13 protein-coding genes are annotated in these 13,375 nt (G+C 46.3%); 12 read left to right on the forward strand and 1 reads right to left on the reverse strand.

All coding sequences use genetic code 11. From position 1 onward, the window contains the following. Positions 1–2 precede the first annotated feature (2 nt). From K5609_RS16065 to K5609_RS16085, 5 genes are all read left to right on the forward strand, one after another. Entirely contained in the window at positions 3–740 is a 738-nt protein-coding gene (locus K5609_RS16065) for a MotA/TolQ/ExbB proton channel family protein (RefSeq protein ID WP_016402993.1), read from the forward strand. Next, entirely contained in the window at positions 737–1,159 is a 423-nt protein-coding gene (locus tag K5609_RS16070) for an ExbD/TolR family protein (protein ID WP_221074537.1), read from the forward strand. Before K5609_RS16065 ends, K5609_RS16070 begins: the two co-directional genes overlap by 4 nt. Next, positions 1,152–2,006: a heme/hemin ABC transporter substrate-binding protein gene (locus K5609_RS16075; protein WP_221074538.1), complete on the forward strand. Its 855-nt coding sequence runs from the start codon at positions 1,152–1,154 to the stop codon at positions 2,004–2,006. The genes K5609_RS16070 and K5609_RS16075 overlap by 8 nt, the downstream gene beginning before the upstream one ends. Before the next feature lie 62 nt (positions 2,007–2,068). Continuing rightward, positions 2,069–3,136, forward strand: coding sequence for a FecCD family ABC transporter permease (locus K5609_RS16080; RefSeq protein WP_221074539.1), 1,068 nt, complete (start codon positions 2,069–2,071; stop codon positions 3,134–3,136). 7 nt (positions 3,137–3,143) lie between these two features. After that, positions 3,144–3,926, forward strand: coding sequence for a heme ABC transporter ATP-binding protein (locus tag K5609_RS16085; RefSeq protein WP_221074540.1), 783 nt, complete (start codon positions 3,144–3,146; stop codon positions 3,924–3,926). A gap of 19 nt (positions 3,927–3,945) precedes the next feature. Here K5609_RS16085 and K5609_RS16090 read toward each other — a convergent pair whose 3' ends face one another. Continuing rightward, entirely contained in the window at positions 3,946–4,845 is a 900-nt protein-coding gene (locus tag K5609_RS16090) for an AraC family transcriptional regulator (RefSeq protein WP_221074541.1), read from the reverse strand. Between the two features lie 240 nt (positions 4,846–5,085). On the opposite strand from K5609_RS16090, the gene K5609_RS16095 reads away from it, so the two are divergent. From K5609_RS16095 to K5609_RS16125, 7 genes are all read left to right on the forward strand, one after another. Continuing rightward, entirely contained in the window at positions 5,086–6,015 is a 930-nt protein-coding gene (locus tag K5609_RS16095) for a virulence protein (RefSeq protein WP_246611873.1), read from the forward strand. 8 nt (positions 6,016–6,023) lie between these two features. Then, on the forward strand, positions 6,024–6,944 hold the full coding sequence (locus K5609_RS16100) for an alpha/beta fold hydrolase (RefSeq protein WP_246611874.1): 921 nt from the start codon (positions 6,024–6,026) through the stop codon (positions 6,942–6,944). A gap of 5 nt (positions 6,945–6,949) precedes the next feature. Beyond that, positions 6,950–8,251, forward strand: coding sequence for a DUF4056 domain-containing protein (locus tag K5609_RS16105; RefSeq protein WP_221074543.1), 1,302 nt, complete (start codon positions 6,950–6,952; stop codon positions 8,249–8,251). Then, on the forward strand, positions 8,244–9,395 hold the full coding sequence (locus K5609_RS16110; protein WP_221074544.1) for a BamA/TamA family outer membrane protein: 1,152 nt from the start codon (positions 8,244–8,246) through the stop codon (positions 9,393–9,395). Before K5609_RS16105 ends, K5609_RS16110 begins: the two co-directional genes overlap by 8 nt. Before the next feature lie 110 nt (positions 9,396–9,505). Then, on the forward strand, positions 9,506–10,141 hold the full coding sequence (locus K5609_RS16115) for a GTP cyclohydrolase II (protein ID WP_221074545.1): 636 nt from the start codon (positions 9,506–9,508) through the stop codon (positions 10,139–10,141). A gap of 107 nt (positions 10,142–10,248) precedes the next feature. Continuing rightward, a complete protein-coding gene (locus K5609_RS16120) occupies positions 10,249–11,157 on the forward strand; it encodes a DMT family transporter (protein WP_221074546.1) in 909 nt (302 codons plus the stop codon). Between the two features lie 140 nt (positions 11,158–11,297). Further along, on the forward strand, positions 11,298–13,343 hold the full coding sequence (locus K5609_RS16125) for a methyl-accepting chemotaxis protein (protein ID WP_221074547.1): 2,046 nt from the start codon (positions 11,298–11,300) through the stop codon (positions 13,341–13,343). Positions 13,344–13,375 lie beyond the last annotated feature (32 nt).

Below are 13,375 nucleotides of genomic sequence, written 5' to 3' on the forward strand. Positions count from 1 at the left end.
TTATGCAAATAATATCTTCTGAACAGCTTGGTGCGCTAAGCAACATTTTAACGTCGGAGCAATTGGGCGATTTACGCTGGCCAATTGTACTTTGCTCGGTATTGGCCTGCGCCATCATCATTGAGCGCATCGCCAGTTTAGCCTTTACTCACATTGCTATTCACCAACGTAACTGGCTTAAGCTTGCCACCCATTTACTTACCAGTAAAAAAGCCCCCTGCAAAAATCAAAAGCAGTGTTTTTCGCAATCTCGCAGTTTGGCGCGCAAAGCCATTTGCTTGTTATTAGTACATAAAGATCAAGCTAAGAACCTACGAGAAGAAATCGCCGCAGTATGGCTGCGCCAGCAGCAACAAAAACTGGCTAGAGGTTTAAAAGCCTTACACATACTGGCCTTAATTAGCCCTTTGTTGGGCTTACTGGGCACGGTACTCGGCTTAATAGAAATGTTTGATGCGCTGGCAGTAAGCGAGCAAGCCGTTAACCCCGCCATGTTATCGCAAGGTTTAGGCACAGCCATGTATACCACTGCCGCTGGCCTATTAGTTACAGTGCCGGCACTGGCTTTTGCTCATGGTTTAAGCCTTTGGAAAGACCGGATTATTCATGAATTAGAAACCACCATTAACCAAGCAAATCTAATGATTGAAGGGGTAAATACTCTTGCCGATGATGCTCGTACTTTAGCGGCATTTCAGCCTGAAGCGAAGACTAAAGAGCTAGAGCACGCGCCAGCATGATCCGCATCGAACAACAGCACAATAGTTTTAGCATGGTGCCCGACTTAACCGCCCTACTCGATATTATTTTTATCGTATTGGTTTTTTTGCTACTCACCGCTAATAGCCGGGTTTACCAAATGGATATGGATTTACCCAGCACCAGCCAAGAGCAAAGCAGCGTAGCCAGTGAACCTGCCGAGCTGCAGCTTAGTTTGTTTCAAGATAACCCTATTTGGGGCTTGGATGAGCAGCGTTATCAAACGTTTGCCGACTTTGAACAAGCCATAAAACAACAAACTAGTCAGCAAAGTGATCCCAGCGTGAGCTTAGCCAGCGAGCGCCAAGTGCCCGTTGAACACCTATTAAAAATGTTAGAGCTGTTGCAACAGCTAGATATTAAAACCACCCAAATACTTATGGAAAAGAACAATGATTAAGCGCCATCTCTCCCCGCTGTTTTCTGCCTGTTTAGGGCTAAGCCTTATTGCCAGCACAGCGCTGCAAGCTGAACCGCTAAAACGCGTAGTAAGCGCTGGCGCTAACATCACTGAAATCATAATTGCCTTAGATGCTGAGCAACAGATTGTTGCGGTAGATTCTACCAGCCAGTTACCCAGCAACCTTTCGCTGCCAGTAGTGGGTTATCATCGCCAACTTAGTGCCGAAGGTTTGTTAGCTCTTGCGCCCGACGCAGTAATTGGCAGTGATGAAATGGGCCCCGACAGCAGTCTTAATCAGCTGCAGCAAGCTGGCGTTCAGATCCACCGATTAAACAGCCAGTCTACGGTTGCCAGCCTAGAGCAGCGGATTGATGCCTTAGCTACACTGCTAGGTCACCCAGCCAAAGCCACGGAGTTGCATCAAAAGCTAAAACAACAGCTAACTCAGCTAGACGAATATTCACAATCGGCCAAGCCAATGAATACTCTGTTTTTTATGAGCCACGATGCGAAAAAGCTACTCACTGCGGGCAGCGATACAACTGCCAATAGCATTATGGAGCTAGCAGGTGCGGTAAACCTCGCCAAACCACATTTAAACAGCTACAAGCCGCTATCAGATGAAGCGATACTTTCTATGCAGCCAGAGCTCTTGCTGTTTAGCCAACGCAGCTTAGATAAATTAGGTGGTGTACAAGGTGTGTTAAGCAGTTTTCCGGTATTAGCTGCGACCCCTGCTGGAAAAACCAAGGCAATTTATGCGATTGATGGACATGCACTTATTGGTGGCTTAGGCTTGGCAAGCATAGATGAAGCGGTGCGCCTAAGCCAACGCTTGCAGTAAATCGTTAACCCCTTGCTGGCGAAGGCTCAAACCTTCGCCATTGTAATTACTAGGTTGTATTAATGTCTCTATTTTCTCAGCATTCGGCTAACCCCAATGCCTTGTTTTCAGGATGGCTACTGCCCGTGGCTTTGCTGGTATTGTTAGCCACTGCGTTGTTGTCTGTCACCCAAGGGCCAATGAGTATTCCGGTGAGTGATGCCCTAAGTGCTTTGCTGCCCTTTAACTTAGAAAGCGATGCACCGGCGCATTATCAATTAGTGGTAACGGGCATTCGCTTACCGCGAACCCTATTATGTATTGCGGTTGGCGCAATATTGGCAATGTGTGGCGCGGTAATGCAAGGGCTATTTCGCAACCCGCTGGCCGACCCCGGCATTATTGGTGTGTCTAGCGGCAGTGCTGCTGGTGCAGCTATCGCGATTGTATTGCTGGGCTTGGTAAACTGGCAACTGCCCGATTTTATTAGCGCCTTAGCAGTGCCACTGTTCGCCTTTATTGGCGGCTTTGTAACAACGGTATTGGTATATCGTTTAGGTACTACACCTAACGGTACTTCGGTAGTAATGATGCTATTAGCCGGTATTGCTGTTGGCGCATTATCTGGCGCAGGCATAGGCTTATTAAGCTATTTAGCCAATGATCAAATGCTACGTGATTTAAGCTTGTGGCAAATGGGTTCCTTAGCTGGCGCCACCTGGAGCAACATAGTATTAGCCTTTGTCACTTTAGCTATTTTGCTAGTGGTATTTATGCGCAAAGCCCAAGCCTTAAATGCTTTGTTGTTAGGCGAAGCCGAAGCTGGCCACTTAGGTATTCAAGTTCAAAAACTTAAAAGCCAATTAATTTTCTTTACTGCTTTAGGTGTTGGTATCGCTGTATCGGTATCAGGTTTAATTGGCTTTGTGGGCTTGGTCGTTCCGCACTTAATTCGCATGCTGCTAGGGCCTAATCATCAACGCTTAATTCCTTATAGCGCATTATTGGGCGCAGCCTTATTGTTACTGGCTGATTTGCTTTCTCGCTTAGTGATAAGCCCTGCCGAGCTGCCTGTTGGCATTGTTACGGCCTTGGTTGGCGCACCGTTTTTCATCTTCTTGCTGTTACAACAGCGCCAGCGAATTGCTTAGGGTTTCTATGTCGTCTTTATCAAACAGTATTCAACTGCAAGGCTTAGATTTTTCGCTAGGCAATAAGCAGCTTTTTAAGCAACTTTCATTAAGCTTTGCCGCTGGCCAACATACCGCATTATTGGGCGCCAACGGCGCCGGTAAAAGCTCACTACTTAAACTTATTTGTGGCGATAGGCAGCAACAAGCTGGTGCAATAAATATTCTTGGCAAACCCCGCACCGAGTGGGATAAGCCAGAGCTTAGCCGCCACTTAGCCGTGTTGCCACAAAGCTCTGAGTTAAGCTTTGCTTTTAGCGTTAGTGAAGTGGTTGGCCTTGGGCTTATCAACAGCCGTTTGAGCTACCAAGATCAACAACAGATCATCAAGCAGCAGCTCGAGCTAATGGACATTTGGCATTATAAGGATACGCCCTACCCGCAGCTTTCTGGCGGTGAAAAGCAGCGCGTCCACTATGCGCGTGTTACCGCCCAATTAGCCACTACGCCGGTTGAGCAACAAATTCTGCTATTGGATGAACCCACCAGCGCTCTGGATTTAAGCCACCAGCAAGTATTAATGGAACACGCCGAAAAGCTAAGCCGGCAAGGCGCTACGGTGATTAGCGTAGTGCACGACTTAAACCTTGCCTCACGTTACTGCCAGCGAATTTTACTGCTTAAAGATGGTGAAATTTGCAGTGACGGAACGCCAGAAAAAGTACTTAATCAAGCCAACATTAAGCATGTATTTGATTACCAAGCTGAGATTTTGCGCCACCCAGAACAAGACTTTCCGGTAGTTATTTAAGAATGCCTAAGCGCGAAAGCTAGCTTTTATTACGAAAGCTGGCTGGGCTGTTGCCAGTTAGTTGCTTAAAGCGAGCACTAAAATGCGCTTGGGAAGAAAACCCGGTTTGATAAGCCACTTCTGCCAAACATAATTCACCTGTATGCAATAAGCTTTTAGCCCGCTCGATACGGCGCTGGCTTAGGTATTGATGAGGGCTTAACCCGCTGCTTTGTTTAAACATACGGGCAAAGTGATAGTCACTTAAATCCACCAACTGGGCTAACTGATGCAAACTCAGTTTGTCGGCTAAATGGGCCTCTATAAACTCTTGGCAACGGGCAAGCTGAAACGGCGCAAGCCCCCCACTTAAGCTTGGTTCAGTTAACTGTTTAGTTAGATAGTGTTTGCTTATATGGCCAAGCAGCAGTTGGCTAAGTTGGTCCAAGGCTAAACGGTCGGCATCGTCTTGCCAATTAAGCTTAAGTAGCCACTGCTGAATGAGACTGCTTACGGCGAGATCGTCAGCAAAAGTAAGATCTTGCACATCAAAACCTGTGCTGCTTTTATCCCAAATTTGCTCAATACTTTGGCTCAGATCTTTATCACTAAAATATAAATGCACAAAAGCCAAATCGCCATCTACTTGCCAACGAGATTCATGCCCAGCAGGCATTAAACAAAGTTTACCCGGAGCACCGCCACTCACCAGGTCTGAGCCAATCAGCCGCTTAGTTTGATAACCACCAGCAAGATAAACACTTAAGGTGTGATGCTCAGGGCGGTGATAAGAGGTGCGGTCATCTTGATTAGACCAACTAGCAAAGCCTAACTGTTCGCCAAGGCTAACGCTATTATGCAACACCGCCCGTGCTTGATTAAGTCGCTCAAATACATGGCTACCTTGAATAAAGCGATGGTCTGAAAGTTTATTGCTCATACCACCTCCTTATGGTGCTGCGCATTAAGTATAGAAAATATCACCAACATTCCCTGCTAAGCAAGTTAATGAATTTCAGTAATTACTTGCATTAGAGTTATTGCCCTACTAAGATCTCGCCAACTTTTATAAGCATAGAACCTGAGTACTTCAGGCTACGTAGCGCGTATTAAGAATACTCTCCAATGCGCTACCCTCCAAACCACAAGGACGTAAACACGCTACCGTGCAAGTAGAGTGATGTTGGCGATCTTTGCTTTGTTGTTTTTACGCAAAATTGAGACAAGCTCGTACATGAAACTACCTAATTTTCTGCCGGGATTTAGCGCTTTAACGCTATTGGTTCCCCTATTTAGCTTTGCAGAAAACTCGACGCAGCCCAGTAGCGAAAGTGAGCAATACCAGGCTTTTTTCCCCATTTGGGCGCAAGAGGCCATCGATTTGGGCCACAAACTGCCAAAGCCTTATGGCTTTAGCATTAACTACATGAGCATGTCGCAGCCGCTAATTGTGGATAGCGTGGCCTTTTCTGGCCTTGGTAGCGCCATCGACAATCTGGTCGGTGTTAGTGGTAGCCACGCTATTCAAGACTCAGAAACTCTTACTCTGCGCGGAGATGTTTGGGTATTGCCCTTCATGAATGTATATGGGGTACTTGGGCAAACCAAAGGCAGCAGTGTTGCCAATGTTCAAGTAGATCTCGCTGGTATGCCTATCGGAGACCCCTTCGATTTCAGCTTAAACTTTAGCGGTATAACCTACGGTGCAGGCACAACAATAGTGGGCGGCGTGGGGAACTGGTTTGCTTTGCTTGATGTTAACTACACCAATACCGATCTCGATATTTTAGACGGGGAAATCAGCACCATTGTGGTCACCCCACGCGCAGGTTACCGCTGGGAAGTGGGCGGGCGTGATATTCAGGTTTGGGGCGGTGCGATGTATCAAAACGTTGAGCAAACCTTTAGCGGCAACCTCAACGACATAGGTATTAATCTTCCACCACCACTGCCTAGTGGCGGTAAGTTTGTGGTTACGCAACACCTAGAAGAAAAATGGAATGCCTTAGTGGGCGGACAAATGTCGCTTACCGAGCATGTAGATGCTTTGCTGGAAGTAGGCTTTGGCAAACGCAGTAGCTTTATGCTTGGTCTAGGCTACCGCTTCTAATGCGCATAATGAATATGTTTCCCCGCTGGTTGCTCCGTTTGGCTTTACTGTTAAGCCTAAGCGGCTGTTCTGCCTTAGCGGTTAAAGAGCAATTAGATGCCAAGCAACTGCAAAAAGCGCAGTTTACCGAAAGTGAACTCAGTTTGGCTGAAGGCGGTCAGCTGCGTTACTGGGTGGGCGGCCACGGTGAGCCATTAGTATTGCTGCATGGCTTTGGCGGTACAGCCACCACAACCTGGTTGCCAATGATGCTAGAACTTAGCCAGCACTATCGAGTAATAGCCCCAGATTTAGCGTGGTTTGGTGACTCTTATAGTCAAGGCGATGCGAACATTAGCACCCAACGAGAAGCGGTTGATCAACTCTTGGCGCAATTGCGCGTAGAGCAATTTAATTTGGTAGGCATCTCCTATGGGGGGCTAGTCGCTTACGACATGATGGCCCAGCAAACAGGCATTAAAAAAGCAGTAATACTCTCTAGTCCAGGCACCTTTATCAGTGACCAAGAGCTGCTTGAACTTAGTCAGCGTTTTGAGCGAGAGCAGCCAGCCGATATTTTTGTACCTGAAAATCGCCAGCAAATGCGCCATTTACTAAAGGGCGTATTTAGTCATTTTCCACCGCTGCCCCACGCTATCGATGAGCAAATCTATCAACGCTACTTTGCTCTTTGGCAGGCTCAGAAACGCCAACTAATAGAAACCTTGCCGGAATACCGAGACCAACTCGCCCCGCAAGTAGAACCACAAAAGATGCCACCTACCCTGGTTATTTGGGGAGAGAACGATCGAGTATTTCCCTTACAGCAAGGCAAACAATTGGCGCGCTATTTAGATGCCCCCATGATGGTGATACCAAACGCCCCGCATAACATTAGCAATGAACATCCCAGCACTGTTAGCCAAGCAATAACGCTTTTTATTGAATGAGAACCATGAACAAACTTTGCACTGCCAATACAACTAACAACGGTCGCTTAATTAACCCGCTGGCTTTGTTAGCTTTAATCGCCCTATTAACTGGCTGTTCGAGCAATAATTGGCAGACTCGCAACCAACCAACAACGGAAGCGGTGCAAAGTGCGCTAAGCGAGCAACCTGATTTACAGCTACTTAGCCAACAAACTCCGCAACAATTTAGCTTAGCCAGAATGCCAGAAGACGTAAGACCTTGCTGCGCTTTTGGCAACGCCCACAAGGTTAAAGTAGGCAGCGTACAGGTACCTTTTTTCCGTTATGCCAATACTTTATCACTAGATGAAATTGGCCCACACGCCTATGAAGCGGGCACCTGGAGCTTTCAACGTGGCGAACCTAAGGGTCGCCGCAGCGGCGAAAACAATGGCCAACTTTATACCTTGCGTGGCGGCTTTATCGACTTAGCCCATGTTCGTGATACTGCCGACAACACCGTGGCCTTGTTTCAGCGCATTTATCCACAGTTAGGCCAAGCATTTACTATTGAGCTACCCGCGGAAATCGGCCCCAGAGAAATTCGCATTAAAGCCTTTAAGGTTGAGCATTTAAGCCACCAGCAACGCTGGGAGTTAGCCGCGCAATTAGCAGCGAGAATGGCGTATTCAATGGCCGAAGCACACGAAATTGCCCAATGGCATGGTTACCGTAGCTGGCGTCCATGGTCTGAAGAAGTATCAGCCTATTCGCCAGAAGATCTCTACTCAAACATGCTAGGCGCAAAAATTGGTTTGGCTTTGGTGGTAAACAACCTAAGCATGACCAGAGAGCTCTATAACCAGCACATGAGCCAATGGTTAAGCGCGTCTATTGTGCAGTTGGAGCCAGTATCAAAGCAGCAAACTAATGCCATGTTTGATGCCATAGACGGCCACTGGTGGGATTCAAATCAAGCACTGCCCAGTAAGTTTATGCTACTAAAACGCCATTATCGCTTAGGCAAAGAACAGCATCCTTACTTAGTGCCGGAGCAGCTTGCTCAGCAAGATGTGAACTGGCCATTGCTTGAACCGCTGTTTGCCAAAACAGCTAGCCCTATGCCACTTTCGCTGCCCGCGATTGTTCATGGCATCGATATGGGCGGCGTTGCCCAACAGTGGCTAGAAGTAGCCCCCAAGTACCAAGCAAGCTTTAGCCACATACCCAATCACCTTTGGCAAAACGGTTTTAGCAACCGCAAGTTTTTGGCGATATCTGCTTATAACCAGCTGCAAGATGAGTTAGAGCTGCAAGCCCATATTGGTGCCCAATTAAATGATTAAACTGGTTTATTTTATTGCCGCTGTAAGTGGCAGTGCCTTGGCTTCAGCAGATTTAGCCGAACAGCAGCAAAGCCAAGCCGATGGCAGCTTTATCGATAACATTCTAGAAAAGCTAGGCGCCGACGGCGGTTATGATAGCAGCAAAGCCATCGATTTTAGCGTACTGCCCGGGCCATTTTATAATCCAGAACTGTCTTTAGGAGTGGGCATTTCCGCCATTGGTTTGTACCAAATTGATGAAAGCGACCAAGTAAGCCAAACCTCTTCTTTGGTGATTAACGGCTTTGCTTCGATTAATGGCTCAATCGGCATGACCATCGACAACCGCAGCTTTTTCAAAGAAGACCAGTGGCGCCTTTATGTTGATGCAGATATCGCCGATGCTCCCGATGTTTTCTATGGGGTGGGATATCAGCAAAACCATCAAGACAATAACCGGGTTGATTTTAATCATCGGGAATTTTCGTTACGCCCTATGTTACTTGGTCGTGTGGCTGACTCAGCCTTTATCGGCGCAGGCTTTGACTTTAGCTACGCGAAAGCCAGTGAGATCGCCCCAGCCCAAAGCGAAGTAGATAGCAGCATTCTTGAATCAAGTTCTAGTGCAGTAGGCCTTACCCTCCAAGCCAACTACGACACCCGAGACGTGGTACGAAATCCCTATGAAGGAAGATTATTGCAACTAGATGCTGGCTGGTATCACCCGCATATTGGTAGCAACGATAGCTTTCAAACTCTTAGCTTTAATTATAGCGAGTATTACCGCTTAGGCCCGCGAGATAGCGTGCTTGCTTGGCAATATAAAAGCCGCTTTAGCTATGGTGATGTACCTTGGCACATGCTTTCTACCGTAGGTGGAGGCTCGGCCTTACGTGGCTATACCACAGGCCGATATCGTGACAAACAAATGATGATGAGCCAAATAGAGTATCGCTGGGATTTACCCAGACGGCACGGCTTAGTATTTTGGCTAGGTGCCGGCGCAGTAGCCCCGACATTGGATGAATTTAGCAGCCAAGAAATACTGCCCAACGCCGGCTTTGGCTACCGCTTCGAAGTAAAAAGCCGAGTGAACTTGCGCTTAGACATGGGCTTTGGTGATGGTGAAAGCGGCTTCTACTTTAATGTAGATGAGGCTTTTTAAACCATAAAGGCATAACCACAAACGATTTACGATTAGGAATTGCTTTGCATTTGGTATAATGAATTTATACACTTCGCCCTCGCCATAAGCTGTAGTAATGGAGCGCTTAAATGAAACCAGCAGAAAAACTAAGTAGTATTCGCACTCGCGTCCCCTTTCAGGTGGGCCGACGTAGCGATATTCCTGCTGAAATGCTCTCATTTACCGACCTAAACAGCGACAAAGAACACGTTGCCTTGGTATTTAAAAATGCCGATAGCCAACAAACTACCCCATTGGTGCGGATCCATTCAGAATGCCTAACCGGCGACGTATTTGGCTCATCTCGCTGTGATTGTGGCGAACAGCTAAACGAAGCTATCGAAAAAATGGCTGAGCAAGGCGGCATTATTTTATATATGCGCCAAGAAGGCCGCGGCATTGGTTTGTACAACAAGCTAGATGCTTATGAATTACAGATTAAAGGCGTAGATACTTACTCGGCGAACAATCAATTGGGCTTTGATGACGATTTACGCGACTTTAGCGAAGCGGCACAAATGCTTAAAGCCATGGGAGTGTCGGAATTAAAGTTACTTAGCAATAACCCCAAAAAACAAGCCGCTTTAGAGCAAAATGGTATTGCGGTAAAAGAGCTGCAAAGCACCGGTGTATATCGAAAAGTAGATAACCATTACTACTTAGAAACCAAAGCCAGCCGCGGCAAACACCGCTTAAAACTTACCAAAGACATGCAACCGTCTTAAAAAACGCAATAATCTATAAAAACGACTAAGGCAGCGCAATAATCTGAAATACTTCCTAGCGACCACCTGAGACACTACGCTTTTAGTGACACCAGCAGGAGGCTGTAATGATAGGCTTTATTTATTTCGCAACCGTATTTATATGGGGCACCACTTGGTTAGCCATTGCCTATCAAATTGGCGACGTGCCGATTGCCAACTCTATCATGTACCGCTTTGCCCTTGCCTCCTTGGTATTGGTGCTGTTTCTGCTTATTACCAAACGCCTACAAAGGCTTAGCTTAAAACAACATGGCAGCTGCTTATTGCTGGGTTTATGTTTGTTTAGCTGTAATTTTATGCTGTTTTACCATGCTGCCCAGTACATCCCAAGTGGCTTAATCTCAATAGTATTTTCCATCGCGACAATTATGAACATGGGCAACAGCTGGCTGTTTCATGGGCAAAAACCTAGCTTGCGTTTAATCTGCGGAGGCATATTGGGTATAAGCGGCATTATCCTGTTGTTTTACCCTGATATCAGCCATAGCGAAACCGCCAGCCAACAATTGCTTGGTTTAGTAATGGCGCTAGCAGGGACCTACTGCTTTTCGCTGGGTAACATGCTCTCGGCCAAACAACAAAAACAAGGTTTATCGGTACTCTCGGTCAACGCTTATGGCATGGCTTATGGCGCAGCGCTGCTATTAGTTTGGGGCTTGTTAAGTGGCCAAGAGTTTGGTTTTAGCACCGAGCCGCTGTACTTAGGTAGTTTGATATATCTGGCGATAATTGGCTCGGTATTAGGCTTTAGCTTTTATTTGGTATTAGTGGGGAAATTAGGCCCGCAAAAAGCCGCCTATGCCACTGTGCTTTTCCCAGTAGTGGCGCTAGGTTTATCAACCGTTTTCGAAGGCTACCAATGGACATTAGTAAGCTTAAGCGGCGTTGCAATAGTGTTACTTGGCAACTTACTGGTATTTACCAAAGCCAGCCCATGGCAAAAGTGGCGCTTAAAGCTCGCTAAAGTTGATTGAATGGACAACATTTTTGAGCATCCCTGCACTTTAGTAACATACAAATGTGAGCATTAGCAGAATACACCAATAGTATTATTAAATATCACTTACAAGTTGTTCTATACTGATTAAGTTATTAATTTGCAAGGATAGCTTTCATGCTCAAATCTATATCGATTCGTAAAAAACTCTTTGTTCTTCCTTTACTGCTAGCAGCGGCAATGATGGGTGAAGTAATCCTTGTAACAAGCTCTCTGCAACAAAACCATGACGACGCTCAAATAGTAAATATTGCCGGTCGCCAACGCATGCTTACTAAGAAATATTCAGCTGAAGAGTTGCATAGAAGCTACTTAAAAGAACAAGAATTTCCAGGCATTCTTAGTGCCGACAACACGGTAAAGCTATATGAAGCCTCACTCAGTGCGTTAATGAGGGGCGGCCAGACCTACGCTGATTTAGGCCTCAAACAGCCTATTAACTTACCCGCTCCTAGTTACCAACCCTTCATCGACCAACTTCAACTCGTTGAGCGTTTATGGAAACAACAGTTAACTGCAGCACATAAGCTGGAAAGCGAGCCTACAGGCGCTAATGCCAACGCTTTTTTAGAAATAAACCACAAGAGTATGGCGGCCATGAACAAAGCGGTACTCATTTACGCCGATTACGCAGAACTTAAACTAAACAACCTGGTTAATAACAGCATCGGGCTCGCTGTAATTATGGTGATTTTGGCCTCGCTAGTGGCTTGGGTTGTCATTAGAGACACTACTCAGCCAATTAATCTATTGGTAGGAATTAGCCGAAAAATTAGCCGCGGTGACTTAAAGTCATCTGCTGAACTCACCCAAATTATCAGCAAAAATGAATTAGGCATGTTGGCGCACCACATCGAATTAATGCGTGAGTCGCTGCAAGAAGCATTAAACGAAATTCAGCAGGCTTCTAGCAGCATTAACTTGTCGTCAAACCAGGTGTCGGAGTTATCCAGTCAAATTAGCCAAGCTAACCGCAACGAGCAACAACGCTTTAGCAATATGTATGAAAACTCTCAAACTCTTGAAGAATCCACCGCTCGCTTAAGCGAGATTGCCGCCGAAACCTTAACCATGGTGACCCAATGTAACGAGTTATCCACTAACGCCTCTGCCTTAGTGGGCGAAAACATCACCATGATGACCACCACCTCGGAAGAAACAGTTAAAGCCAGCAGCTTTATTCAAGATCTAAGCAACACTGCTGAGCAAGTTTATGGCATTGTTGATGCCATTCGAGCCATTTCAGAGCAAACTAACCTACTTGCACTAAATGCCGCAATTGAGGCCGCCAGAGCCGGTGAACAAGGCCGTGGATTTGCCGTAGTTGCCGACGAAGTACGCAGCCTTGCAGCCAGAACAGGAAGTTCCACCGATGAAATTGCCAAGTTAATTACCCAGCTCACCGAAGGGGTACAGCAAGTCGTTAACAGCATGGGAGAGGTAACAGAAAAGGTTGAGCTAAGCCGCGAAACCTCAAAGCAAACCGAACAAGGCATTCTCCAAGTTACCGATAAAATTCAATCTGTGGCGCAAGCGCAACAAAACATCGATGAACAAGTAGATAGACAAAACCAGCAGCTAGACATTTTAAAAGAAACCCAACGTGAGCTGCAGGAAATTATCGAAGATAGCCACAATAAATCGGAAACCTCATCACTGGTTGCCGGGCAATTGGCGAGAGTGTCTAGCAATGTCACCGACTTACTACAGCGCTTTTCTATCGAAGCGTCGCTTAAAGCAGAAACTAAACACGAAGACGAGAAACGCAGTCATCCACGCGTACCTACTGGCTTACATTTCTCGCTAAGCCAAGGGCACTTAAAAACCCAAGGCTTAACCAAAGACATTAGTAAAGGCGGGGTAAAACTGGTTATTCCTGGCAGCATGCATTTAAACAACAAGCAATCAATTGTGCTCAATTTGGCTTACTTATATAAGGGAACCAACAAGCAATTTGATATAGCTGGTAAAGTGATGGATGAAACCAAAGACGAATCTGGAAAACTTCAGTTGCACATCCGTTTTGAACAAGCAAATACAGAGCAAAACAAAGCGTTAGAGGAAATTTTTGAAGAGCATGGCCTGCAATCAAACTTCAATAACAATGGAACAAAGCAGCGCTACCTAGACCCACACACCGATACAGTGCAATACGGCTCTTAGCTACTGCTAAACTAAAAAAGCCAAGCCTTACT

It is taken from the genome of Agarivorans aestuarii, assembly GCF_019670125.1.
GTDB classification, from domain to species: domain Bacteria; phylum Pseudomonadota; class Gammaproteobacteria; order Enterobacterales; family Celerinatantimonadaceae; genus Agarivorans; species Agarivorans aestuarii.